Below are 25,227 nucleotides of genomic sequence, written 5' to 3'. Positions count from 1 at the left end.
TCAGCTAGCGAGCTTGAGAGCCGGATCGAGCACCTCGATGAGGTGCTGTTCGGCGAGGGGGAGGACCTCGGCCACGGTGATCTCGCGGCCCGCCTCGAGCGAGAGCGTCGTCACGTCGGCGTCGGGGATCCCGCACGGCACGATGGACTGCGCCCACGACAGGTCGCAGTTCGCGTTGAGGGCGAAGCCGTGCATCGTGACGTCCCGGCTCACCCGGATCCCGATCTGACCGAGCTTGCGGTCACGGCCGCGCTCGTCGGCGGTCACCCAGATCCCACTTCGCCCCTCGACGCGCGTCGTCTCGACGCCCACATCGCGGGCGACCCGGATCATCATCTCCTCGAGGCGGCGGACGTAGTCGACGACATCGACCGGGTCGCCGAGGTGCACGATCGGGTATCCGACGAGTTGTCCGGGGCCGTGCCAGGTGATCTTGCCGCCGCGGTCGACGTCGATGACCGGGGTGCCGTCGAAGGGGCGTTCGTGCGCCTCGGTCCGCTTCCCCGCCGTGTAAACCGCCGTGTGCTCCAGCAACAAGGTGGTGTCCTCCTGCTCGCGCGCGACGACGCGGGCGTGGACCTCCTTTTGCAGGTCCCAGGCTCGCAGGTAGTCGACGGTGTCCGGCGCGAAGCCGAGGTGCTCAAAACGCATGAGGCGACGATAACCCGCGCATGTGACCTGGGTCATTGTGGATAACTCTGAGCGGTCGGAGAGCCGGCCTGTCACCGTTAAGTGATGGACGAGCAGCAACGGGGGAGTGCCCCGCCGCGGATCGTGGGCTATCGGATCACTCGCCGGCTGGGCGAAGGGGGATCCGCGACGGTGTGGCGTGCCCGGCGCCTCGCCGATGATGTCGCCGTCGCGATCAAGGTCCTGCGCGATCCGGTCGAGGACGGGGCCGTGCAGGAGTACACCCTGCTTCAGCATGCGGTCCACGACCACCTGGTCGGCCTCCACGAGGTCACCGAGGCCGAGACACCAGAGGGCATCCGCACGGCGCTGGTGCTCGAGCTGTTCGCGGGGGGATCGCTCGGCGAGATGATCGCGGCGCGCGGACACCTCACTGCCGGGGAGTGCGTCACGGTCCTGGTGCCACTCGCCCGGGCGCTTAGCGGTCTGCATCACCTCGGGATCGTTCACGGCGACCTCAGCGCCGGCAACGTCCTGCTCGACTCCACGGGTCGACCGGTCCTCGCGGACCTCGGACTCGGCAGGCTCGTCGCGCAGGCCGACGATCTCGACGAGCAGGGCTGGGGCACCGAGGGGTTCGTCGCGCCTGAGGTGGTGGTGGGCGGCTCGCCCACGACCGCCGCCGATGTGTACGCAGCCGGGGCGCTCGGGTGGCTGGCGCTCACCGGTGAGGCTCCCGGCCACGTCGCCTGCCGGCGCCGCCTCGCCGTGGCTGCGCCGGGGACCCCCGAGCCGCTCATCGCCCTGATCGAGTCCTGCCTCGATCCTGAGCCCGAACGCCGACCGGACGCTGAGTCTCTCGCTGTCGAGGCCTTCGACGCCGCGCTGGCAGAACCCCTTCGCCTGACCGTGGCCGGTGATGTCGGCACGGCGTTGACCCGGCGCCTTCGTGGGCCATCTTCTGACGATGAGGAGCGCCCGAAGGTGTGGCAGATCGACCCCGAGGCAGCGGGGCGGACTCCTCGCTGGCGACGGGCGCGCCTGCCACGGCGACCATCACGGCCACGCTCGCTCGGGAAGCATCGCCCGGTCGCACCCAGGTTAGGTGGGGTCACGATGGCGGCGGCGGGCGTCGCCGCCGGGCTCGCCGTGATCATCCCCTGGCCCTTCGCGTCGCGAGCGCCGGACGCTCCGATCGCTGCGGCAACGGCTGCCGCGCCGAGCACGGGACCCCACGGGGTCCTCGCTCAAGTCGACGGCCCGCGCGAACAACCGGTGAGGACCATGAAGGCGCTCCTCGATGCCCGCTCCCGCGTCCTTGCGACCGGCGACCCGCGTCGCTTAGTCGAGGTCGACGCCCCGGGCTCGAGCGCTCTAGCGGCCGATCGGAAGATGCTCGCAACCTTGCGCCGAGCCGATGTCCGGTACGTGGGCGTGCGTTGGCGGGTGGTCTCAGCGAGCCACCAGTCGAGCGACGGTGACGCGGCGGTCATTCGCGCCCGGGTCGACGCCGAGCCCTTTCGCGAGGTGAGCGGGACGGGCGCTACCCGGGAGCGGCCCGCTCGCCGCGGAGTGGCCGCCGACTATCACCTCGTCCGGGTCGAGGGGCATTGGCGGGTGAGCAGGGTGGTTAGCGCGCGGTGATCCACCGCAGCGCCGAGCGGATGTCCTCGTGGGTGAAGCGGTACCCGGTCTCCTCAAGGACCGTCGGCAGTGCCTTGGTCGAGGCGAGGATCTCTCCGGCGAACTCGCCGACCGCGATTCGCATCGCGAAGGCCGGCGCTGGGAGCACTGCAGGACGTGAGAGCTCCTGCCCGAGCGTCTGCGCGACGACCTTTTGGCGCTCCGGGCTGGGGGCGGTGAGGTTGACCGGGCCGGTGATCTCCGGGTGGTCGATGAGGTGGATCAAGGCATTGACCTCATCGGTCAGGCTGATCCAGGGCCACCACTGCCGTCCGGATCCTAGGGGCCCCGCGAGACCGAACTTGCCGAGGGTCAGAAGGGGGGCGAGCGCACCCCCTTCGGGGGCGAAGACCAAACCGGTGCGAGACATGGCGACGGGGATTCCGGCCTCGGAGGCGGGCTGGGTCGCGGCTTCCCACGCCCGGACCACCTCGGCGAGGAAACCGTGACCTGCAGGGGAGGTTTCGGTCAGGGTTTCCTCACCGCGGTCGCCGTAGAAACCGACCGCGGAGGCGTTGACCAATCGCCGCGGGCCAGCGCCCTCGGCGAGTCGGCGGGCGATCAGCCCGGTGGTCGTGGTGCGCGAGGTGAGGATCTCGCGCTTGTACTCGGGAGTCCACCGCTTGTCGCCCACGCCGGCGCCGGCGAGATTGACCACGACATCGACATCGGCCAGGTGCCCCGGATCGAGATCGCCCGCGTCGGGATCCCACTGGCGCTCGTGATCGGCGCGCGGCGCGCGACGCACGAGCGCGACGACGTCATCGCCGCGCTCGCGCAGAGCCGACGACAGCGCGCCGCCGATCAGGCCGGACGAGCCGGCGATGGCGACGCGCTGTCGGTTGGCGTTACTCACGCGTCGAACGCGCCCTCTTCGAGACGGGCCTTGACCGTGCCGAGGAAGCGGGCGGCGTCGGCGCCGTCAACGACCCGGTGGTCGTAGGACAGGGCGAGGTACATCATCGAGCGGACCGCGATCGTCTCTCCGCCGTCCTCAGCGGCCACGACGACCGGGCGGCGCACGATGGCGCCGGTGCCGAGCATCGCGACCTGCGGCTGGTTGAGGATCGGGGTGTCGAAGAGCGCCCCACGGCTACCGGTGTTGGTGATGGTGAAGGTGCCACCAGCGAGATCATCCGGGGTGATCTTGTTGTTGCGGGTCCGGTCGGCGACATCGGCGATGGCGCGCGCCAGACCGGCAACATTGAGGTCACCGGCGTTCTTCACGACCGGGGTCAGCAGACCCCGCTCGGTGTCCACCGCGATCGAGAGGTTTTCTTGACCGTGGTAGATGATCTCGTCGCCTTCGACGCTGGAGTTGATCACCGGGTGGACCTTCAAGGCCTCGGCCGTCGCGAGGGCGATGAAGGGCAAGAAGGAGAGCTTGGCACCTTCGCGCTGGGCGAACTCCTCCTTGACCCGGTCGCGGACGCGGGCCACCTTCGTCATGTCGACCTCGACGACGGTGGTGAGCTGCGCCGAGACCTGGAGGGACTCGACCATCCGGGTCGCGATGACCTTGCGCAGACGCGACATCTTCTCGCGGGTGCCCCGCTTGGACGGAGACACCGAGCTCGTCATCGCCGCGGGAGCAGGCGACGGGGCGCTGGAGGTCGTCGGCGCAGCAGCCTGCGAGGCGGCAGCCTCCTGCGGCTTCGGCGCGTCCTTTTCCTTCTTCGCCTCGGCGGCGGCGAGCACATCCTGCTTGCGGATGCGCCCACCCACGCCGGTGCCCTCGATGCTCGCCAGGTCGAGACCGTGCTGGTCGGCAAGCTTGCGCACGAGCGGCGTCACGTAGCTCGACGCATCCTGACCGGTCCCCGAGGGGGCGGTCTGGGTCGCGGCCTTTTCGTCGCCGGCCTCCGCGGCATCGGTGGGGGACTCGGCGGCCTCTTCGACCTCGTCGTGCTTGCTCGAAGAGGAGGAGTCGTCCTTTTCCTTCGGGTCGTCGCCCGCGGGCTGGTCCTCGACGTCGCCCCCTTCGCCGTCTTCGGGAAGGTCGTCGCTCGCGGCCTCGTCGGTGCCCTCGTCCTTCGAGCTCGTCTCCTTCGCCTGGGGTGCCTCCTCGGCGTCCCCGGCTGGCGCCGAGCCCGACCCGGAGCCGCCGACGATCGCGAGGTCCGCGCCGACCTCCACCGTCTCGTCTTCCTCGACGAGGATCTTGGTGAGCGTTCCGCCCACCGGCGAGGGGATCTCGGTGTCGACCTTGTCGGTCGAGACCTCGAGGAGCGGCTCGTCAACCTCGACCTCATCACCCTCGGCCTTCAACCAGCGGGTGACGGTGCCCTCGGTGACCGACTCGCCGAGCGCCGGCATCGTCACGGTCGTGCCCTCGCCTCCCGAGGAGCCGGAACTCTCGGACGCAGACGACGACTCATCGGAGCTCGCCTGCTCGTCGTCCTTGGCGTCATCGGCCGACTCGGGTTGGGGCTCCGGCTCGGTGTCCTCGGGCTCCGCTTCGGGCTCGGGCTCGTCATCGCTGGAGTCGGCGGAGTCGGTGGAACCGCCACCGTCACCGTCGCCGATCACGGCGAGATCGGCACCGACCTCGACGGTCTCGTCCTCCTCGACCAGGATCTCCTGGAGCGTCCCGGCGACCGGCGACGGGATCTCGGTGTCGACCTTGTCGGTCGAGACCTCGAGTAAGGGCTCGTCGACCTCGACGGAGTCACCGACCTCTTTGAGCCATCGGGTCACCGTGCCCTCGGTGACGGACTCGCCCAGCGCCGGCATGGTTACGCGTTCAGACATGCGTCTTCTTCTCCTCGTCGAAGCCCTTGGTGGTACTGGTCACAGACTCTCATGAGCCGACCCCTCCGGTACAAGGTGTTCGGCATTCATTAGGCGTGGGCATGAAGTGGACGACCCGCAGCGAGCATGGCGGCCTCGCCGAGCGCCTCACCCTGAGTGGGGTGTGCGTGGACCAAGGGGGCGACATCTTCGGGGTGGGCTTGCCAGCCCACGGTGAGTTGCGCCTCGCTGATCATCTCGCTCGCGCCGGCCCCGACGATGTGGATTCCGAGCACCGGGCCGTCGACTTCGCGGACCACCGAGACCGATCCCTGGGTGCCGCGGATGATGCTTCGGCCATTGCCCCCAAGCGGATAGGTGACGGCCTCGACCTCGTGGCCGGCCTCTCGGGCCTGCTCTTGGGTGAGTCCCACCGAGGCGACCTCGGGGTCGCAATAGGTGACCCGCGGGATCGTGGAATCGACGACGGGCTGCGGGTCGAGCCCGGCGATGTCCTCGGCGACGAAGATCCCGTGGGCGAACCCGCGATGGGCCAATTGGAGACCTGGGACGATATCGCCGACGGCGCGGACTCCGTCGACATTGGTCCGACAGCGCTCGTCGGTCACGACATAGCCGCGCTCCATCGCGATGCCCGCTTCTTCGAAGCCCAGCCCATCGGTGCGCGGACCGCGCCCCACAGCGACCAGGACAAGGTCGGTCTCGATCGGGTCGGAGCCGTCAAGTTCGACGCGCACGGCGTCGCCGGTATCGGTCACCGCGGTCACCGAGGTGCCGGTCTTGACGGTGATCTTGCGCTTTTTAAAGGCCCGCAGAAGTTGCTTCGAACTCGCTTCCTCCTCGGCGGCGACGAGCCGGGGGAGAGCCTCGATGACGGTCACCTCGGAGCCGAGGCTGGCGAGCAAGGAGGCGAATTCGACACCGATCACCCCGCCGCCGAGGACGACGGCGCGCTGCGGGAGTTCGGTCAGTCCGAGCGCGCCATCGCTGGTCATGACCCGGGGCCCGAGCTCGATCCCCGGGATGGTCTTGGCATACGAGCCGGTGGCCAGGACCACGGTCGAGCCGGTGATCTGCCGGTCCTCGACCGCGACCGTGTGAGCATCGACGAGGCGTCCTTCGCCCTCGATGACCTCGATCTCCGCCTGCTTCACCAGACCGCTCAGGCCCTTGTAGAGCTGGCCGATCACGGCGTCCTTCTTGGCGTTCAGCGCACCGAAGTCGACCCCGTCGTAACTCGATTGGATGCCGTAGTCGGCGCCCGAGCGGGCGTGGTCGGCGATCTCGGCGGCGTGCAGCATCGCCTTGGTCGGGATGCACCCTCGGTGCAGGCAGGTGCCGCCGACCTTGTCTTTTTCGATGAGCGCTACGGTGAGGCCGAGCTGGCGAGCCCGCAGGGCACAGGCGTAACCGCCACTGCCAGCGCCCAGGATCACGAGGTCGAACTCGGCGCTCACTGCTCGGCCCCCTTCGCTTCGAGAAGAGCGACGAGGGAGGCGACTGCCACGCCGGTCCCACCCTTCGGCAGATCACCAGCTGGGCCAGCCTCGTTAAAGGCCGGTCCGGCGATGTCGAGGTGGGCCCACGGGATGGGCTCGCCGTCGGTGGTGGTCGCAAACTCCTTGAGGAACAGCCCGGCCGTAAGGGCCCCGCCCCAGCGTTCGCCCATGTGAGTGAGGTCGGCGACCTCGGACTTCAAGCCGTCGCGGAGTTCCTCAGGCAGCGGCATCGGCCAGGCCGGCTCGTCGCTCGCCTTGGCGGCGGCCAGGATCTGCTCACTCAGGGCCTCGTCGTTGGCCATCACGGCGTAGATCTTTGGTCCGAGTGCCACCATGGCCGCGCCGGTCAAGGTGGCGACGTCGATGATCGTCTCGGCGCCGTCTTCGACCGCGAGGGTCATGCCATCGGCGAGGACCATCCGGCCTTCGGCGTCGGTGTTGATGACCTCGACCGTCGTGCCCTTGCGCATGGTGACGACATCGCCAGGGCGCTGAGCATTGCTACCCGGCATGTTCTCGGCCAGGCAGAGGTAACTCGTGACCGCCACGGGCAGCTCGAGCTCCGCCGCGGCGAGGACGGTGGCCGCGACGGCCGCCGCACCGCCCATATCAGACTTCATCGTGGTCATCGAGCCCGCCGGCTTGATGCAGACGCCGCCGGTGTCGAAGGTGATCCCCTTGCCGACCAGCGCGATCTTGCTCTTGGCGCCCTCCGGCGCGTACTCCATCGCGACGATCCGCGGGGGGCGGGCCGAGCCCTGGCCGACCCCGACGATGCCACCGAAGCCCCCTTCGATGAGTTCGCTGTCATCAAGGACGCGAAGGGCGATCGACGCTGACGAGCCCTCGACAACCCGCTCCACCTCGTCGGCGAAGGACTGCGGGTAGAGGACGTTCGGGGGGGTGTTGACGAGATCGCGGGCCCAATTGACGGCCCGGCTCAGCACCTCGGCCCGCGCGACGATGCCCGGCGCGTCTTCGACCTCGCTGATCACGGAGAGGTCCAGGTCGACGGGCTGGTCCTCGTCCTTGTCGCGCTTGGTCTTGTGGGCGGTGAAGGTGTAAGTCCCGCTAAGGGCGCCCTGCGCGATCGCCGCCAGGTCCGATGCGCCGCCGTGGGGGAGCGCGATGACCGCGCTCTGATGGCCCGCGAGAGCGCGGGTCGCGGCACCCGCTGCCCGCCGCAGGGTCGTCGTGGTCGGCTCTTCGTCGCCGAGTCCAACGAGGACCACCGTCGCAGCTTCGATCCCGGCGGGACCGGCGATCCGGGTGACGGTCGCGACCTTGGAACTCGCGCGAAGGGAGCGGGCTGCGCGCTTCAGGAACTCAACCGTGGGCTCGGGGAGCGGGGTTGCCGACACCACCGTGAGGTCGTCGCCCGAACCGGTCAGGCCAACGACGAGGGCGTCGGTCTGCAGAGAGTCGAGGGAGGGTTTGCCGGGGGTCAACACGTTCACGTGAGGCGACCTTTCGAGTCTGATGTCAGGGCGTGCCCTCAGGGTGGGGGTCGCCCGATGTGGTCTGGGTTACGTTCTGCGAGGTTATCCCGGATGGGTTAGCGGTAGCGTGCGACCCATGACGGACGCGCTGCGAACCTCACCGATCCACGACCGCCACGTCGCGCTCGGCGCCAAGATGGCCGACTTCGGCGGCTGGGAGATGCCGATCGAGTACCCCGGGGGTGGCGTGGTGCGCGAGCACACCGCTGTCCGAGAGCGCGTGGGCCTCTTCGATGTGTCGCATCTCGGCAAGGCGAGCGTTACCGGCCCCGGCGCCGCCGACTTCGTCAATCGCTGCCTGACCAATGATCTCGGCCGGATCGGACCGGGGAAGGCGCAGTACACCCTGTGCTGCGCCGACAACGGTGGCGTGGTCGATGACCTGATTGCCTATCTGCGGGCCGATGACGATGTCTTCTTGATCCCCAACGCCGCCAACACCGCGACCGTGGTCCAGATGTTGCGCGACGAAGCCCCCGATGGCGTCGAGATTGTCGATCGGCACGAGGACTACGCCGTCCTCGCCGTGCAGGGGCCGAAGAGCGACGAGGTCCTCCAGTCCCTCGGCCTGCCGGTCGACCACGACTACATGTCCTATGACGACGCCACCTGGGAGGGCGATCCCCTCACCGTCTGCCGCACGGGGTACACCGGCGAGCGCGGCTATGAGTTGGTGATCGCCTCGGAGCACGCGATGGCCCTGTGGGACGCGCTGATCGAGGCCATGGAGCCCTACGAGGGACTTCCGTGCGGTCTCGGCGCTCGCGACACCCTGCGGACCGAGATGGGCTATCCGCTCCATGGCAATGACCTCTCGCTCGACATCACCCCGGTGATGGCCGGCTCGGCGTGGGCCGTTGGTTGGGACAAGCCGACCTTCTGGGGCAAGGACGCGCTCGTCGCACAGCGCGTGGCGAAGGAGTCGCGCCTCTTGCGAGGCCTCGTCGTGACCGGCCGGGGGATCCCGCGACCGCACCTCAGCGTCAAGAACACCGAAGGGGACGTGGTCGGTGAGGTGACCTCCGGGACCTTCTCCCCGACCCGGAAGCAGGGGATCGCCTTGGCGCTGCTCGACCGGTCGGTCAAGATCGGCGACGAGGTCGTCATCGATGTCCGCGGGCGCGACGTCCCCGCCGAGGTGACCAAGCCCCCCTTCGTCGAGGTGCAGGTGCGTCAGGCGTGAGCGAGCGGTGGAGCTGGACCTACACCGGCCCGAGCGGCCAGCCGCTCAGCGAGGAGTCCGCGGTGGCCGCTGGGTTGCCCATTGACGCGGTCTTCCCCACGCAGGCCGATGCCGAGGCGTGGTTCGCCGAGATCTGGGGCGACCTCGCCGACGCCGGAGTCTCCGCGGTGACATTGCACCGCGACGGCGACGTCGTCTACGGCCCGATGAGCCTCGAAGCGACTGAGTGACGACATCGCGAGAGGGGGGGTTCTGATCGGACTCCCGGAGGTCGGCCGCGATGGCCTGAGCGATCACGATCAGGCGTTGCCCCCGTTGAAGTAGGGCGAACCCGCCCGGCTCTGGTCAGGAGAAGGCGAGCGATGCCGTGCCATAGCGCTGCGGTGGAGTGCAATGCTCCAGCGCAGCGCCGTCGAGGTCTAGCGGCGGGCGAGCGGTGCGGAGGAGGCCATGGACGGTCGAGACCTCACGAAGATCGGAGCTCGGATCGATCACGGTGGTCGAAGGGGGCTCGGCCCACGGTTGCAATTCGGCTGCGGTTCGAGCGAGCGACAGGTGGGCGTGTCCACCCCCACCGCGCTCGGCCCGACGCGTCAGCAGAGCCAGCACGGCGGCGACAATCCCGTAGCCGGTCGCGTGATCGAGCGCCTGAACGGGTAGCGCGCCCGGAGAATCATCGGGCTGCCGGTACTGCCACGCGATCCCGCAGGCCGCCTGCACGATCGAATCGAAGCCGCGTCGCGCCGCCCACGGCCCGGTCCGTCCCCAGGCGTCCAGCGTTGCGATGATGAGGTCCGGGCGGCGCTCGAGGAGGACCTCTGGTGCCAGACCGAAGGGGGCGAGCGCGCCGCCGCGGTAGCCCATCACCACGACATCGGCCTGGTCGATCAGAGCACGGACCGCTGCTCCCTGCTCCGGTACCCGCAGGTCCGCGAGGGCGCTGCGCTTGGACCAGCCCGTGTCGAGATGGGTGCCATGATCTTCGGGTCGGTGCGGTGGGTCGATCCGCAACACGTCGGCCCCCAGCGCTCCAAGGACCCGAGTCGCCGTCGGCCCCGCGATCACTCGGGTGAGGTCGAGGACCCGCACCCCGGCGAGCGGCAGCGCGCCCGGCGTCACCGGTAGCGGTTCGCCCTTGGTCAGACTCCAGCCGATCCACGGAGCGAGATTCGCGTGACGCCCCGGATCGCTCGCTCGCCATTGGGCGGGTGTGCGCACAGCGGCCGCGACGCCACCTGAGGCCACCACGGCGTCCTCGATCTCGGTTGCGCTGCGTTCGCCGATGGCCGCGGCAACTGCGTCGCGGGCGTGGCCTGCGGGATTGGTGAGTCCGAGGGCCGATCGCAGGGCGGCGGCATGGTGCGGATAGTTCGCGTGGGTCCGAACCCAACCGTCGGTGGCCCGGAAGAAGCCGCTGAGGGGAGCGAAGGCGGTCAGGGCGGCGCCGTCGACGCGTAGCAGGCCATAGGAATCGAAGGCGGCGGCGACCGCTTCGGAGCGCACCGTCACGGTCCCAGGGAGGCCAATCGCCTCGCGCCAGCAGCTGAGGGCTGTGGCGGCCGCTTGGACCGCACCGAGCGCGAGCCCTTCGACATCGAGCGGACCGCCCCACCAGGAGCGGGGCCCCGTCACCGGCGCCGCTTCTCGGGCACCGAGGACGGGGGCGAGGGCTCCGAGCAGCTCCTCGCCCGCCACGAGCTACGCCCGGGGCTTGCCGCCGCGCTGCACCATCGGCGCGGGCAGGCGGGTCCGGCGCAGTTGGAAGGCGCGGGTCGTGAGGTAGAGCCCGAGGCCACGAAGGGGGGTGTCCGGACCGAACTTTTCGATGATCTGCTTCTTCGTGCGGAACCAGAGCAGCACCGCGTCGCCGATCGCGAGGAAGACGATCAGGTACATCGACAAAAAGACCAGGGTCGCCCACTGCTGTGCGACCAGGGTGAGGAGCAGGACACCGAGCATCAGCGGCAGCAGGATCTCGCCGATGTTGAAGCGGGAGTCGACCGCGTCTCGGACAAACCGGCGGACCGGACCCTTATCCCGTGCCGGGAGGTGCTTTTCGTCGCCGGTGCGCATCGCCTCGCGCATCTTCATCGACTCTTCGCGGCGTCGCATCCGCTCGGCCTTGCGATCGGCCTTCTTGTTCCCGGTCGCGGGGGCACCGACGAGGGGGCGCTTGCGAGCGGCCTCCTGGTCCTTGCGCTTGGGCGTCGGACGATTCTTGGCGCCCTCCCGGTAGGGGTGAGCCGCCTCGGTGGCCTCTTCTTGCAGGGTCTTATCTTTACGTCCGAACACGAGGGGCACTCTAGTAGCGTTCGCGGATGACCACCGACGCCACTGACGCCCTCACCCCGGACGCGATCGCCGAGATCACCAAGCGCGTCGCCGACCTCATGCCGCAGGTCCGCGCCGATCTGGAGGACTTAACCCGGATCCCGAGCGTCAGCCTCGACTCCTTCGACCAAGCGCAGGTGCAGCGCAGCGCAGAGGCGACCGCCGAGTTGCTACGCGCCGAGGGCCTGGAGGTCCAAATCGTTGAAGAAGGGGGTCGCCCCGCGGTCATCGGGCACATCGACGGCCCTCCGGGAGCCCCGACGGTCCTGCTCTACGCGCACCACGACGTCCAGCCGCCCGGTGACGAAGCGGACTGGGATTCGCCCCCCTTCGAGCCCACCGAACGCGACGGCCGGCTCTACGGACGTGGCGCGGCCGATGACAAAGCCGGGGTGATGGCGCACGTGGCCGCCCTGCGCGCCCACCGCGGCGCCCTACCGGTCGGCGTCACCCTCTTCATCGAGGGCGAAGAGGAGATCGCGAGCGAATCCCTCCCGCGCCTGCTCGAACGTCACCGCGACCGGCTCGCCTGCGACGCGATCGTCCTCGCGGACTCGCTCAACTGGGCGATCGGGACCCCGGCTCTGACGACGACGCTGCGCGGCTCGATCCGGGTCGTCGTGACCGTGCGGACCCTCGCTCATGGCGTGCACTCCGGGATGTTCGGTGGGGCCTGTCCCGACGCGATCACATCCCTGGCCCGCCTGCTCGCGACCTTGCACGATGAGGCCGGAGATGTCGCCATCGCGGGGCTAACGAGCGGCGAGGCGCCCACACTCGACTACGACGAGGCTCGCCTCCGAGAGGAGTCGGGTCTGCTGCCCGGGACCGAACTCATCGGCACCGGCACGATCCTCGATCGCCTCTGGACCAAGCCAGCCGCGACCGTGATCGGCATCAACAGCCCGAGCGTCGAGGAGGCGGGCAACGTGTTGAACCCGACCGCCAGCGCCAAGATCAGCGTGCGCCTCCACCCGGAGCAGGACCCGATGGAGGCATGGGAGGCCATCAAGAACCATCTCGAAGGCAACGCGCCCTGGGGCGCCGAGGTCAGCGTTCAACTGGAAGAAACCGGCTGGGGGTTTGCCGCCAAGGCCGAGGGCCCGGTTTACGACCAGGCGCGCGCCGCCTTCGCCGATGCCTGGGGGAGCGAACCGGTCGACGTGGGGATCGGTGGGTCGATCCCCTTCGTGCGAGCCTTCGCCGACCTCTTCCCCGACGCGGCCATCCTCGTCACCGGGGTCGAAGACCCCGACACCCGCGCCCACGGCGCGAACGAGTCCTTGCACCTCGGCGAGTTTGAGCGCACGTGCGCTGCCGAGGCCATCTTGTTGGCGCGCCTTGGCACGCTGGGGAAGGGGGAGTAGCGGTGGCCGATCAGGCCTATGTCGAGGGCGAGTTCAACCGCGACACGAACTACATCGAGGATCGGATTACGGCCGACGGGAGCAGTCCGTGGCCCGTCGAACCGGGTCGGTACCGGCTGGTCGTGGCGCGGGCCTGCCCCTGGGCCCATCGTTCGACGATCGTGCGGCGCCTGCTCGGGCTCGAAGACGTGATCTCGATGGGGATCTGTGGACCCACGCACGACCAGGACTCGTGGACCTTCGACCTCGATCCGGGTGGGGTGGACCCCGTCCTGCAGATCCCGCGGATCAAGGACGCCTACCTGGCGCGCTTCCCGAACTACCCGCGTGGGATCACGGTCCCGGCCATCGTCGATATCCCAAGTGGCGGAGTCGTCACGAACAACTTCCCGCAGATCACCCTCGACTTTTCGACGCAGTGGCGTGAGTACCACCGCGAGGGTGCCCCCGATCTCTATCCGGAGCCGCTGCGCGAAGAGATCGATCGGGTCGCCCGGCACATCTACACCGAGATCAACAACGGGGTGTACCGCTGCGGGTTCAGCGGACAACAGGCGGCCTACGACGCCGCCTACGAGCGCCTCTTCACCGCGCTCGACCTCGTGAGCGAACGACTCGCGGGCCAGCGGTATCTCGTCGGGGACCACATCACCGAGGCCGACGTGCGCCTCTTCACCACCCTCGTGCGCTTCGATCCGGTCTACCACGGGCACTTCAAGTGCAACCGATCGACGCTGAGCGCGATGCCGGTGCTCTGGGCCTATGCACGCGACCTCTTCACGACGCCGGGGTTCGGCGACACGGTGGACTTCACCCAGATCAAGGAGCACTACTACATCGTTCACCGCGACGTGAACCCGACGGGGATCGTGCCGCGCGGGCCGGATCTCGCCGGTTGGCTCGAACCTCATGGCCGAGAGGCTCTCGGCGGGAGCCCCTTCGGCGAGGGCACGGCGCCGGGCCCGGTCGTCGCGGGGGAGCGGGTCGCGCCGGCTAACAACCCACTCCTCGACGACCGCGGCATGGTCCGGACGAGCTGATCGCGGGCGGGGTCCGCCCGGGCGCGATTGGGTAGGGTCGAGGAGATCTGCCCGCAACCAACCCCACAAGGGAAGGCCCCGTCATGCCCGAGCTTTTTATCGACGGTGAGTGGCGCGACGCCGCCTCCGGCGAGACCCGCACGATCACCTGCCCGGCGGACGGTACCGAGGTCGCCGTGGTGAGCGAAGGGGGCGCGCGCGATGCCCTCGACGCCGTCGCTGCGGCCCGTCGCGCCTTCGACGAGGGACCCTGGCCGCACACTCCGGCACCCGAGCGCGCCGCGCTCCTGCGGGCCGTCGCGGACCGTCTGGAGGCCGAGAAGGACGAGGTCGCCCGCCTCGAATCGCTCGACACCGGGAAACGCTTCTATGAGTCCCAACTCGATGTCGACGACATCGCCTCGGTCTTTCGGCACTTCGCCGACCTGGCGGCCGCCGACGCGGGGCGGGTCGTCGACACCGGGATGAGCCACATCTCCAGCCGGATCGTGCATGAGCCGGTCGGTGTGTGCGTGCTCATCACGCCCTGGAACTATCCGCTCCTGCAGACCTCGTGGAAGGTCGCCCCGGCGCTGGCTGCTGGCAACACCTTCGTGTTGAAGCCCAGCGAACTCACGCCCCACACGGCGATCTGGCTGATGAAGACCCTCGATGACCTCGGTCTGCCGAAGGGCGCCGCGAACCTCGTCCTCGGCGCCGGCGCCGAGGTGGGACCGCCGATGACCGAGAGCCCCGACGTCGACCTCGTCTCCTTTACCGGCGGGCTTGTCTCCGGCAAGCGGGTGATGGTGGCCGCGGCCGAGACCGTTAAGCGGGTCGCGCTGGAGCTCGGCGGGAAGAACCCCAACGTGATCTTCGCCGATGCCGACCTCGACGCCGCGATCGACAATGCGGTGACCGCGGTCTTCTTAGACTCCGGGCAGGTCTGCTCTGCGGGCGCTCGCTTGATCGTCGAAGAGGAGATCCACGACCAGGTCGTCGCCGAACTCGTCCGGCGCGCGAAGGCCATCCGCCTCGGAGGCCCCTTCGATGACAGCGCCGAGACCGGACCGCTCATCAGCGCCGAGCACCGCGCGAAGGTCCAGGCCTATGTCGACCAGGCGGTCGAAGAGGGCGCGACCCTGCTCGCCGGCGGCGGCGCTCCGGACGACCCGGAGCTCGCGAACGGCTACTACTTCGAGCCCACCGTCCTCGATGGCGCCACCACCACGATGAGCGCCGTCCAAGAGGAATCCTTCGGGCCGGTCGTGACCGTTGAGACCTTCTCCGGTGCGACCCGCGATGAGGCCGAGGACGCGGCCATCGCAATCGCCAACGACACGATCTACGGGCTCGCCGGTGCCGTCTGGAGCGAAAATGCCGGGCGGGCCGAGCGGGTCGCGAGCCGACTGCGCCACGGCACGATCTGGATCAACGACTACCACCCCTACGTGCCGCAGGCCGAGTGGGGCGGGATGAAGCAGTCCGGGATCGGCCGCGAGTTGGGCCTGGCCGGTCTGGAGGAGTACCGCGAGACCAAGCACATCTGGCACAACACCCGGCCGGCTCGTGCCGACTGGTTCGCCGACGAGGGGAGTGACGCATGAGCAAGCACTATGACTACGTGATCGTCGGGGGAGGTTCGGCCGGGTCAGCGCTCGCCAACCGCCTCTCCTCGGACCCCAGCACTTCTGTCCTGGTGCTCGAGGCCGGGCGCAACGACTCCAAGCTCGACCCCTTCATCCACATGCCAGCCGCGCTGCCCTTCCCGATCGGCAGCCGCTTTTACGACTGGAAGTATGAGTCGGAGCCCGAGCCGCACATGGGTGGCCGGCGGGTGTACCACGCCCGCGGCAAGGTCCTCGGGGGCTCCTCCAGCATCAACGGGATGATCTTCCAGCGCGGCAACCCGATGGATTACGAACGGTGGGCCGCCGACCCGGGCATGGAGTCCTGGGACTACGCGCACTGCCTCCCGTACTTCAAGCGGATGGAGACCTGTCTCGCTGGAGCCGACGCCTGGCGCGGCGGATCCGGACCCTTGATCCTTGAGCGCGGCCCGGCGACCTCGCCCCTCTTCGGTGCCTTCCTCGAGGCCACCGAGCAGGCCGGTTACCCGCGCACCGACGACGTCAACGGGTATCGCCAGGAGGGCTTTGCTCCCTTCGACCGCAACGTCCATCGCGGCCGCCGACTCTCTGCCGCGCGCGCTTACCTCCACCCGGTGATGAGCCGCAAGAACCTGGACGTCGAGACCCTCGCTCTGGTGACCGGCCTCACGATGAACGGCACCCGGGTGACGGGGGTGACCTACCTGCGGGCCGGGCGAGTGCGACGCGAAGTGACCGCGGGCGACGTGATCCTCTGCGGCGGTGCCTTCAACTCGCCGCAGCTGCTCCAGCTCGCGGGGATCGGCGACCCCGAGCACCTCTCCGCCGCGGGCGTGCAGACGCGGGTCGAGCTGCCCGGCGTCGGCGCGAACCTGCAGGATCACCTGGAGGTCTACGTCCAGTACGCGAGCACCCAGCCGGTCTCGATCGCGCCGTGGATGAAGCACTACCACAAGCCGCGGATCGGGGCCGAGTGGCTCTTCCTCCGCCGCGGAGTCGGGGCGACCAACCACTTCGAGGCGGGTGGGTTCATCCGCTCCAACGACGATGTCTCGTACCCGAACCTGATGTTCCACTTCCTGCCGATCGCGATCCGCTACGACGGCTCGCAGCCGGCGGCCGAGCACGGGTACCAGGTCCACATCGGGCCGATGTACTCCGATGTGCGCGGTTGGCTGCGGATTCGCTCGGCCGACCCGATGGAGCACCCCGCGATCCAGTTCAACTACCTCTCGACCGAGAATGACCGCCGCGAGTGGGTCGAGATGATCCGGGCCGCGCGCACGATCCTCGAGCAGCCCGCCTTCGCCCCCTTCAACGGCGGCGAGATCAGCCCCGGGCCGAGCGTCGATACCGACCAGGAGATCATCGACTGGGTCGCCAAGGACGCCGAGACCGCGCTGCACCCGTCCTGCACGGCGAAGATGGGTACCGACGAGATGTCTGTCATCGACCCGACCTCGATGCGGGTCCACGGGGTCGATGGCCTGCGGGTCGTCGACGCCTCGGTCTTCCCTTATGTCACCAACGGCAATATCTATGCCCCGGTGATGATGGTCGCCGAGAAGGCCGCTGACCTGATCGCCGGCAACACCCCGCTGCCGCCCTCGGACGCCCCCTTCTACCGGCACGGGACGGGCATGCCGATCTTCCCGCCCGGGGACCCGCGCAATGACGCCTGGGACGCGACCCGAGAAATCCCGAGTGCGGCGCAAGCGAACCGCACCCATCAGGGCTGACGAGAGGCCACCAGCGATGAGCGACCTGCGTGAACCCACCGAGACCGATCAGATCGACGGGGGGAGCGCAGGTGAACCCGCCGTCCGGACCAACTGGGTGGTCTTCACCGCCTCCGCGGTCGGCATTATCGCGATCGCGCTCTGGGCGATCATCCGACCGGAGCAGGCCGCCGAGCAGTTGGGGGTCTGGGTCGGGTGGACTTCCACCTGGTTCGGGTGGTTCTACATCGCGCTCGCGACCGCGATCTTGATCTTCGTGATCTATCTCGGCGCCTCGCGGTACGGCCACGTGCGCCTCGGGCCGGACCACTCACAGCCGGAGTTCTCCACCTTCTCCTGGGCGGCCATGCTCTTCGCTGCCGGCATCGGCACCGACCTGATGTTCTTCTCGGTCGCCGAGCCGGTCACCCAGTACCTGCAACCGCCGGACCAGCAGGGCGGGACGATCGAGGCCGCCCGTGAGGCCACCGCGTGGACCCTCTTCCACTATGGGTTGAGCGGATGGGCCATGTATGCCCTGATGGGGATGGCGCTCGGGTACTTCGCCTATCGCCTTCGCCGCCCACTCGCGGTGCGCTCGGCGCTCTACCCGATCTTCGGCAAGCGGATGGATGGCGGGCTCGGCGATGTCGTCGACACCGCCGCGATCCTCGGCACCGTCTTCGGGGTCGCGACGAGCCTCGGCATTGGCGTGGTCCAACTGAACTTCGGCCTGAAGATCCTCTTCGGCGCCGAAGAAAGCACCGGCTGGCAGATCGCGCTCGTGGTCCTCGCCGTCGTCATGGCCGCGATCTCGGCGACCACCGGCGTCGACCGGGGCATTCGCTTCCTCTCGCAACTGAACGTGCTGCTCGCGATCGGCCTCGCCGCATGGGTGCTCGTCACGGGCAAGACCGCCTTCCTCCTCGATGCGATCGTCACCAATGTCGGTGACTTCATCCGGCGATTCCCGGCGATGACGATGGAGACCTTCGCCTACGGCAACACCGAGGCGGTCGAGCAGTACGGGGCCCTCGACTCGACCACGTGGCTGAGCTACTGGACGCTGTTCTTCTGGGCCTGGTGGATCGCCTGGGCGTCCTTCGTCGGGCTCTTCCTAGCCCGGATCTCGCGGGGGCGCACGATCCGCCAGTTTGTCCTCGGGACGATGGTGATCCCCTTCTCCTACATCGTCATGTGGATCTCGATCTTCGGCAATAGCGCGATCGACCGGATCCGCCAGGGTGACGAGTCCTTCGGGACCTCGACCGTCGAAACCCCCCAATTCGGCTTCTACACCCTGCTGATGGACTACCCCGGGGCGACCTTCATCGCGGGCGTCGCGACCTTCGTCGGGTTGCTCTTCTACGTCACCTCCGCCGACTCCGGCGCGCTCGTCATGGGCAACCTGTCGTCGAAGCGCCGCTCGGCGACCGACGATGCCGCGCCGTGGATGCGGATTGTCTGGGCGGCGGTCACCGGCCTGCTCACCATCGCCGTGCTCATCGTCGGAGGCGTCGGTGCGCTGCAAAACGCGACCCTGATCATGGGCCTGCCCTTTGCGATTGTGCTGCTCCTCGTCATGATCGGCCTGTTCCGGGCGCTCCAGGTCGAGGGTCACCGCGTGGATTCGTCGCGCCACTCCCTTCCCCAGATCATCTCGGCCCGCGGCGCTCAGGTCGATCCGGGCGCGGGCCGGTCCTGGAAGGCCCGGCTGGGACGCGCGCTCAACTTCGTCACCGTCGCCCAAGCCTCGCGCTATCTCGATGAGATCGTCGAACCGGCCCTGCGCGACGTGGCCGCCGAACTGCGTGAGCAAGGCGTTTCTGCGGAGGTGCGAACCGACGCGCCCCTGACCGATATCACCGACGACGACTGCACCGGACGCAATGTCGAGCTGCGATTGACGGGGGAGCAGCAACACCCCTTCGTCTACCGCGTCGCGGTGCAAGAGGCGCCGGTGCCCGCGTACGGCGGGCGGATGGTCCGCGGTCAGGACCGCTACGCCCGCCTGGAGGTCCACCTCGCGGGTGGCGGCCTCGGCTACGACGTCATGGGTTATAGCCCGCTACAGATCATTCACGACTGCCTCGACCAGTACGAGCGGCACCTCGAGTTCCTCCGCCTCGAGGACCCGAGCGCCTGATCAGTCCTTGCTGGTCTCTCCCGGGAGGGCGAGCATCCGGTCCAGAGCGATCTTGGCCCAATGGGCGACCTGCGGGTCGACGTGGATGGGGTTCACCACGCGCCCCTCGACGAGAGACTCAAGCGCCCACACGAGGTGCGGGAGGTCGATCCGGTTCATCGTCGAGCAGTAGCAGACATTGCGCTCGAGGAAGGAGATTTCCTGCTCGGGGAACTCGCGGGCGAGGCGCTGCACGAGATTGAGTTCGGTCCCGACGACCCACTTCGTCCCCGGGGGCGACGCCGCCACGGTCTTGATGATCTTCTCGGTGGAACCCACCTCGTCGGCGAGCTCGACCACCTCGTAGCGGCATTCGGGGTGGACGATCACCTTCACGCCCGGGATCTCCCGGCGCGCGGCCTCGACGGCCTCGACCGAAAAGCGTCCGTGCACCGAGCAGTGCCCGCGCCAGAGGATCATCGTCGCGTCGCGAAGTTCGTCGATGGTGAGACCACCCATCGGGCGGCGCGGGTCCCAGACGACGCATCCGGAGAGGTCACCGCCGAGATCGCGGACGTAGGTATTGCGCCCGAGGTGCTGATCGGGCAGGAAGAGGACCTTCGGCCGCTGCTCCAGCGCCCAGGTGAGAGCGGTCTTGGCATTGGAGGACGTGCAGATCGCGCCGCCGTGCTCGCCGGTGAAGGCCTTGATGGCGGCCGAGGAGTTCATATACGTGATCGGGATGACCTGATCGGCGACCCCGGCCTCGGTGAGCTCATCCCAGCACTCCTCGACCTGTTCGATCGCGGCCATATCGGCCATCGAGCAGCCCGCAGCGAGGTCGGGCAAGATCACCGTCTGGTCCTCGCTCGTCAAGATGTCGGCGGACTCGGCCATGAAGTGGACCCCGCAGAAGACGATCCACTCGGCATCCGGCCTCGCCGCGGCCTCCTTGGCGAGTTTGAACGAGTCGCCGGTCGTATCCGCGAACTCGATCACCTCATCGCGCTGGTAGTGATGGCCGAGGACAAAGACGCGATCCCCGAGGGCTTCCTTGGCGGCTCGGGCGCGCGCGACCAGGTCCGGATCGCTCGCCGGTGGCAGCGATCCGGGACACTCGACGCCCCGTTCGGTGCGCAGGTCGCGGCCCTCACCGAGGACCAGCAACGGAAGGGGGGACGAGGGGCCTGACGTCGTGGCGGTCACGGTTTCAGAGTTTCCCACAGACCTCCGTACGCTGGTGATCATGGACGCCCTCCTTCGCCTGTTAGAAGAAGAGGTCATCCTCCTGCTGATGATCCTGCTCGCGGTGGGATCGGTCCTCGGGGCGGTGCGCTTCAAGCGCGTCCAGCTCGGCCCAGCGGCCGTCCTCTTCGCCGCGATCGGCATCGCGAGCCTCGGCGCGACCAAAGGATTTGAGCTCCAGGTCCCCGAGGAGATCGGCATCCTCGGGCTGGTCTTGTTTACCTACACCGTCGGCGTCGTGTCGGGACCGAGCTTCTTCGCGTCCCTGCGCCGCGGGTGGGCGCCGATGCTCGCCGTGCTCGCCACCTTCGTCACCGTTGGCGGCGTCGGAATCGCCCTCGGTCGCCTCTTCGGACTCACCTCACCGGTCATCGCGGGCACGTTCGCCGGGGCCCTCACCAATACCCCGGCCCTCGCCGCAGCCACCCAGCGTTCGGGTGACACGGTCGGTCCGACGATCGGCTACTCGATCGCGTACCTCTACGGCGTCATCGGGATGCTCGCGGTGAGCCTGGTCGTTTTGCGCCAGGAGCGATCGGGTGAGAAGGGGGATGCGCCCCTCACCAACCAGACCGTGCGGGTCGACCGCGATGACCTCACACCCGTCGGCGCCCTGGTCCGCCGCTATAGCGGCCAACTCGTCGTCTCCCGCCTGCGTCACGGCGAGGAAAGCCCAATCGAGTTGCCCTCGGACTGGACCGTCTTGCAGAAGGGCGATCTCGTCGGCCTGGTCGGTCCCGAGGACGTCGTTGCCGAGGTCGCCGAGCGGCTGGGGCATGTCTCCTCCCACGAACTCGTCGAGCACGGGGCCTTCGACTACCGCCGGATCACCCTGTCCAATCCCAAGCTCGCCGGTCGGACCCTCGGCGAGATCGGCATCGATGAGACCTTCGGCGCCAATGTCACCCGGGTCCGCCGCGGTGACGTCGACCTCGTCGCCCATGAGCAGTTCGTCACCCAACTGGGCGACCGGCTGCGGGTGATCGCTCCCCGGCGCACGATGGGAGCCGTCACGAAGCACCTTGGCGATTCCGAGCGCGGGCTGTCCGATATCAACCCGATCGGTTTCGCCCTTGGGCTCGCGATCGGCGTCGCCGTCGGGATCATCGAGATCCCTGTCCCCGGGGGATCCTTCGCCCTCGGTGCGGCGGCGGGCACCTTGCTCGTCGGGTTGGTCTTCGGGCGGATGGGTCGCATCGGCCCGATCGTGGTCTCGATGCCCAACTCGGCGGCCAACACCTTGTCGGTCTTCGGGATGCTCACCTTCCTCGCCTACGCCGGGTCCCGCGCCGGGCAGGGCTTCGCGGCGGCGATCTCCTCCGACCTCGGGTGGAAGATCGCCGTCATCGGTCTCGCGATGACGACCCTCGCCGCAGTGATCCTCGCCGGAGTGGGGCGCTGGGTGCTGAAGATGGACCCGCGTGAACTCGCCGGAGTGATCGCCGGGAGCCAGACGCAGCCGGCCGTCTTGGCCTTCGCCAACGAACGGACCGGCTTCGATACCCGGGTCGGTCTCGGGTATGCCCTTGTCTTCCCCGCCGCCATGATCGCCAAGATCATGTTGGCCCAAGTGATCGCGGTGCTCTAGCCATGCATGTGCTCTTCGCCCCCGACGGATTCACCGGCACCCTGACCGCGCAGCAGGCCGCGGCCGCGATGGCCGAAGGGTGGCGCGCCGCGGCACCGAATGACCTCATCACCATCGTGCCGCTATCCGATGGTGGACCCGGATTCCTCGATGTCATCGCGCAGTCGATGGCGGGGGAGATGGTCATGACGACGGTCTCCGATCCGCTCGGGCGGCCGGTACCCGCCGGGATCTTGCTGACCGGACCGGACGGTGACCGCACCGCGTGGATCGAATCCGCCCAAGCCATCGGGCTCCATCTGCTCAAAGACGCCGAGCGGAACCCCGGCCGCACCACCACGGTGGGCCTCGGCGAACTCATCGCCGCGGCCACCGACTATGACGTGCAGCGCATCGTGGTCGGGCTCGGCGGGTCGGGGACCAATGATGCCGGCGCGGGACTGCTCGCCGCCCTCGGCGCCGGGCCCGCCGACGTCCTCGCGACAGGAGGGGAGGGCCTGCTCGCCGTCCGGGAATCCGACCTGGAGGGCCTCGCGGCCGTCCGAGAGCGCCTCGCGGGCATCGAGCTCATCGCGGCGACCGACGTGGACGCACCACTCCTTGGCCTCCAAGGGGCGAGCGCGGTCTATGCCGAGCAGAAGGGGGCGAGCGCCGAGCAGGCCCAGGCCCTCGAGGCGTGCCTTGGCCACTTCGCCGACCAGGTCGGTCGCGTCCTGCCGGCGCCCACCGATCTGATGACCGGGCGCCCCCGCCGGACCGACCGTGAACCGGGCGCCGGGGCGGCCGGAGGGGTCGGCTTCGCCCTTCTCCTCCTCGGGGCCCGCCGCCTGAGCGGGGTCGACCTCGTCCTTGAGGCCGTCGATTTCGACCGCGTCGCTGCTGCGGCCGATGTGATCGTGACCGGCGAGGGCACCGTGGACTGGCAGAGCCTTCAGGGCAAGGTGGTGACCGGCGTCTGCCGCGCCGGGGCGCGCCATGCCGTGCCGGTCGTGATCATCGCCGGCCGGGTCCTCCTGGGGCGTCGCGAGTCGATGGCGATGGGCGCGGCTGGGGCCTATGCCGTCGCTGAACGCCTCGACGAGGTCGACCGTGCCCTCCTCGATCCCGTGGGGACCTTGACCGAACGGACCGAGCGGGTGGCCCGTACGTGGTCTCCGCGGCGCTGACGTACGCTGGTGGTCAGGTTCACCTCACTTCTGACGGGAACAACCGGCCACGGCCGCAGCGTTACCCACGAAAGAACCTTCACGAACCCGCACCACCGCCCAAGAGTTAAGGACCGAGCATGAGCGTTCACGAGTCCGACCAGCAGGTCGCCGCTACCGAGCAGGAGACGCACGGCGTCCTGCTGACCGATGTCGCCGCGAGCAAGGTGAAGTCCCTGCTCGAGCAGGAGGGTCGCGATGACCTGCGCCTACGTGTCGGTGTTCAGCCCGGCGGCTGCTCCGGCCTGATCTACCAGCTCTACTTCGACGAGCGTTCCCTTGATGGCGACCTCGTGCGTGATTTCGACGGTGTCGAGGTCGTTGTCGACCGGATGAGCGCCCCCTACCTCGGCGGCGCGACGATCGACTTCGCCGACACCATCGAGAAGCAGGGCTTTACCATCGACAACCCCAACGCGGGCAGCTCCTGCGCCTGCGGCGACTCCTTCAGCTGAGTCGCTCCATAAGGACCCGACACCGCGAGCGCGGTCGCCCCGTTTCATGATTCGGGGCGACCGCGCTCGCTGCTATCGGTAGAGGGCGTCGTTGCCCTTAGACGAAGTACATCTCCTCAACGAGGTCGCTCGCCCCGTCGGGGACGCTGATCAGGACCTGCGGATGCGCCATGGCGGCCGAGGCCAGGACGTCGGGGCACTGCGCAGCGAGGTCGCCGAGGTTGCCGGTGTCGAGGCTGTCGGTCGGGGTGGGGTGCATCTCGCTCATGGCCCCATCGTACTCGCTGATGTGATCTATGCCACACCGCGAGCGTCTGTAGGGTTCGCTGCGTGCCTATCGCTATTGCGGGATCCATCGCCACCGACCATCTGATGACCTTCACGGGTCGGTTTGCTGATTCGTTGGTGGTCGACCAACTGGACAAGATCTCGGTGTCCTTCCTCGCCCATCGCCTCGAGATTCGTCGCGGCGGCGTCGCCGCGAATATCTGCTTCGGGATGGCGGGCCTTGGTCAGCGCCCGATCCTCGTCGGCGCCGTCGGCGAGGACTTCTCGGACTATCGCTCCTGGCTAGAACGCCATGGCGTGGATTGCACCTCGGTCCACGTGTCCGAGACCCAGCACACCGCCCGCTTCGTCTGCACGACCGACGACGACATGGCCCAGATCGCGACCTTCTATGCGGGCGCGATGTCCGAGGCACGCGAGATCGAACTCGGCCCGATCGCCCAGCGCGTCGGGGGGCTTGACCTCGTCCTCGTCGGCCCGGATGACCCAGAGGCCATGCGGCGGCACACCCAAGAATGTCGGGACCGAGGCATCCCCTTCGTCGCCGATCCGAGCCAGCAGCTGGCCTTTAGCGACGGTGAGTTCATCAAGCAGCTGGTCGACGGGGCCGAGTACCTCATCACCAACGAGTACGAGTCCCACCTCACCGCGCAAAAGACCGGCTGGAGCCAGGACGAGATCAACGACCGGGTGCGCTACCGGGTGACCACGCTCGGCAAGGATGGCGCGCGGATCACCGGGGCCGATATCGACCCCATTGAGGTGCCCGCAGCGCGCGAGGTCACGCGGGCCGACCCGACGGGTGTCGGCGATGCCTTCCGCGCCGGATTCCTCACCGGAGTGAACTCGGGCATCCCGCTGCGCCAAAGCGCCGAACTCGGCTCGATGCTCGCCACCTACGTCCTTGAGACCATCGGGACCCAGGAGTACGAGCTGGGCCGTGGGCGCTTCCTGGAGCGGCTCGCGGACTCCTACGGCGCCGAAAGCGCCGAGATCATCGCCCCCCACATCTCCTGCCCGCACCGCTAGGT

Annotated in this window: 21 protein-coding genes; 12 read left to right on the top strand and 9 right to left on the bottom strand. The window is 68.7% G+C overall.

Annotated features, from left to right (window positions below):
- The gene (gene lipB, locus AB8K43_RS05565; protein WP_370892303.1) at positions 1 to 651 is read right to left on the bottom strand and encodes a lipoyl(octanoyl) transferase LipB; all 651 of its coding nucleotides are present in this window, start codon (positions 649 to 651) and stop codon (positions 1 to 3) included.
- 84 nt (positions 652 to 735) lie between these two features.
- Here lipB and AB8K43_RS05560 point away from each other — a divergent pair, with 84 nt between their 5' ends.
- Positions 736 to 2,274, top strand: a complete 1,539-nt coding sequence (locus AB8K43_RS05560; protein ID WP_370892302.1) for a serine/threonine-protein kinase — start codon at positions 736 to 738, stop codon at positions 2,272 to 2,274.
- Here AB8K43_RS05560 and AB8K43_RS05555 read toward each other — a convergent pair.
- From AB8K43_RS05555 to AB8K43_RS05540, 4 genes are all read right to left on the bottom strand, one after another.
- Positions 2,261 to 3,169, bottom strand: a complete 909-nt coding sequence (locus AB8K43_RS05555) for a TIGR01777 family oxidoreductase (RefSeq protein WP_370892300.1) — start codon at positions 3,167 to 3,169, stop codon at positions 2,261 to 2,263. The genes AB8K43_RS05560 and AB8K43_RS05555 overlap by 14 nt on opposite strands.
- Positions 3,166 to 5,064: a 2-oxoglutarate dehydrogenase, E2 component, dihydrolipoamide succinyltransferase gene (gene sucB / locus AB8K43_RS05550; protein WP_370892298.1), complete on the bottom strand. Its 1,899-nt coding sequence runs from the start codon at positions 5,062 to 5,064 to the stop codon at positions 3,166 to 3,168. The genes AB8K43_RS05555 and sucB overlap by 4 nt, the downstream gene beginning before the upstream one ends.
- An 89-nt stretch (positions 5,065 to 5,153) precedes the next feature.
- A complete protein-coding gene (gene lpdA, locus AB8K43_RS05545; RefSeq protein ID WP_370892296.1) occupies positions 5,154 to 6,521 on the bottom strand; it encodes a dihydrolipoyl dehydrogenase in 1,368 nt (455 codons plus the stop codon).
- Complete coding sequence (locus AB8K43_RS05540; RefSeq protein ID WP_370892294.1) at positions 6,518 to 8,020, bottom strand: leucyl aminopeptidase; 1,503 nt, start codon at positions 8,018 to 8,020, stop codon at positions 6,518 to 6,520. The genes lpdA and AB8K43_RS05540 overlap by 4 nt, the downstream gene beginning before the upstream one ends.
- A gap of 118 nt (positions 8,021 to 8,138) precedes the next feature.
- Here AB8K43_RS05540 and gcvT point away from each other — a divergent pair, with 118 nt between their 5' ends.
- Both gcvT and AB8K43_RS05530 read left to right on the top strand, forming a co-directional pair.
- Positions 8,139 to 9,245, top strand: coding sequence for a glycine cleavage system aminomethyltransferase GcvT (gene gcvT / locus AB8K43_RS05535; RefSeq protein WP_370892293.1), 1,107 nt, complete (start codon positions 8,139 to 8,141; stop codon positions 9,243 to 9,245).
- The gene (locus AB8K43_RS05530) at positions 9,242 to 9,475 is read left to right on the top strand and encodes a hypothetical protein (RefSeq protein ID WP_370892291.1); all 234 of its coding nucleotides are present in this window, start codon (positions 9,242 to 9,244) and stop codon (positions 9,473 to 9,475) included. The genes gcvT and AB8K43_RS05530 overlap by 4 nt, the downstream gene beginning before the upstream one ends.
- A gap of 115 nt (positions 9,476 to 9,590) precedes the next feature.
- Here AB8K43_RS05530 and AB8K43_RS05525 read toward each other — a convergent pair whose 3' ends face one another.
- Positions 9,591 to 10,940, bottom strand: a complete 1,350-nt coding sequence (locus AB8K43_RS05525; protein ID WP_370892290.1) for a CoA transferase — start codon at positions 10,938 to 10,940, stop codon at positions 9,591 to 9,593.
- A 3-nt stretch (positions 10,941 to 10,943) separates the two neighbouring features.
- Positions 10,944 to 11,537 carry a DUF3043 domain-containing protein gene (locus AB8K43_RS05520; protein ID WP_370892288.1) on the bottom strand — a complete coding sequence of 198 codons (594 nt, stop codon included), beginning with the start codon at positions 11,535 to 11,537 and terminating at the stop codon, positions 10,944 to 10,946.
- A gap of 26 nt (positions 11,538 to 11,563) precedes the next feature.
- Between AB8K43_RS05520 and AB8K43_RS05515 the strand changes: the two genes are divergently transcribed.
- The 5 genes from AB8K43_RS05515 to betT all read left to right on the top strand — a co-directional run bounded on the left by AB8K43_RS05515 (position 11,564) and on the right by betT (position 19,436).
- Positions 11,564 to 12,943: a dipeptidase gene (locus AB8K43_RS05515; RefSeq protein WP_370892286.1), complete on the top strand. Its 1,380-nt coding sequence runs from the start codon at positions 11,564 to 11,566 to the stop codon at positions 12,941 to 12,943.
- A gap of 2 nt (positions 12,944 to 12,945) precedes the next feature.
- Entirely contained in the window at positions 12,946 to 13,983 is a 1,038-nt protein-coding gene (locus AB8K43_RS05510) for a glutathione S-transferase family protein (protein WP_370892285.1), read from the top strand.
- 83 nt (positions 13,984 to 14,066) lie between these two features.
- Entirely contained in the window at positions 14,067 to 15,569 is a 1,503-nt protein-coding gene (locus tag AB8K43_RS05505) for an aldehyde dehydrogenase family protein (RefSeq protein ID WP_370892283.1), read from the top strand.
- The gene (betA, locus tag AB8K43_RS05500; protein WP_370892282.1) at positions 15,566 to 17,311 is read left to right on the top strand and encodes a choline dehydrogenase; all 1,746 of its coding nucleotides are present in this window, start codon (positions 15,566 to 15,568) and stop codon (positions 17,309 to 17,311) included. Before AB8K43_RS05505 ends, betA begins: the two co-directional genes overlap by 4 nt.
- A 16-nt stretch (positions 17,312 to 17,327) precedes the next feature.
- On the top strand, positions 17,328 to 19,436 hold the full coding sequence (gene betT / locus AB8K43_RS05495) for a choline BCCT transporter BetT (RefSeq protein ID WP_370892280.1): 2,109 nt from the start codon (positions 17,328 to 17,330) through the stop codon (positions 19,434 to 19,436).
- On the opposite strand, the gene nadA is transcribed toward betT, so the two are convergent.
- Positions 19,437 to 20,663, bottom strand: a complete 1,227-nt coding sequence (nadA, locus tag AB8K43_RS05490; protein WP_370892278.1) for a quinolinate synthase NadA — start codon at positions 20,661 to 20,663, stop codon at positions 19,437 to 19,439.
- On the opposite strand from nadA, the gene AB8K43_RS05485 reads away from it, so the two are divergent.
- The 3 genes from AB8K43_RS05485 to AB8K43_RS05475 all read left to right on the top strand — a co-directional run bounded on the left by AB8K43_RS05485 (position 20,662) and on the right by AB8K43_RS05475 (position 23,908).
- Positions 20,662 to 22,248, top strand: coding sequence for an aspartate:alanine exchanger family transporter (locus AB8K43_RS05485; protein WP_370892276.1), 1,587 nt, complete (start codon positions 20,662 to 20,664; stop codon positions 22,246 to 22,248). The genes nadA and AB8K43_RS05485 overlap by 2 nt on opposite strands.
- A gap of 2 nt (positions 22,249 to 22,250) precedes the next feature.
- On the top strand, positions 22,251 to 23,414 hold the full coding sequence (locus tag AB8K43_RS05480; RefSeq protein WP_370892274.1) for a glycerate kinase: 1,164 nt from the start codon (positions 22,251 to 22,253) through the stop codon (positions 23,412 to 23,414).
- Positions 23,415 to 23,533: 119 nt separating this feature from the next.
- On the top strand, positions 23,534 to 23,908 hold the full coding sequence (locus AB8K43_RS05475) for a HesB/IscA family protein (RefSeq protein WP_370892272.1): 375 nt from the start codon (positions 23,534 to 23,536) through the stop codon (positions 23,906 to 23,908).
- Positions 23,909 to 24,005: 97 nt separating this feature from the next.
- Here the strand turns inward: AB8K43_RS05475 and AB8K43_RS05470 are convergent, their stop codons facing one another.
- Positions 24,006 to 24,176: a hypothetical protein gene (locus AB8K43_RS05470; RefSeq protein ID WP_370892270.1), complete on the bottom strand. Its 171-nt coding sequence runs from the start codon at positions 24,174 to 24,176 to the stop codon at positions 24,006 to 24,008.
- A 62-nt stretch (positions 24,177 to 24,238) separates the two neighbouring features.
- Here AB8K43_RS05470 and AB8K43_RS05465 point away from each other — a divergent pair, with 62 nt between their 5' ends.
- Positions 24,239 to 25,225, top strand: coding sequence for a carbohydrate kinase family protein (locus tag AB8K43_RS05465; RefSeq protein ID WP_370892268.1), 987 nt, complete (start codon positions 24,239 to 24,241; stop codon positions 25,223 to 25,225).
- Positions 25,226 to 25,227 lie beyond the last annotated feature (2 nt).

Origin of the sequence: Janibacter sp. GXQ6167, assembly GCF_041365945.1 — a bacterium.
Lineage (GTDB): Bacteria > Actinomycetota > Actinomycetes > Actinomycetales > Dermatophilaceae > JBGFSK01.
The sequence above is the reverse complement of the archived record's forward strand: the minus strand, read 5'-3'. Positions and strand labels throughout refer to the sequence as shown.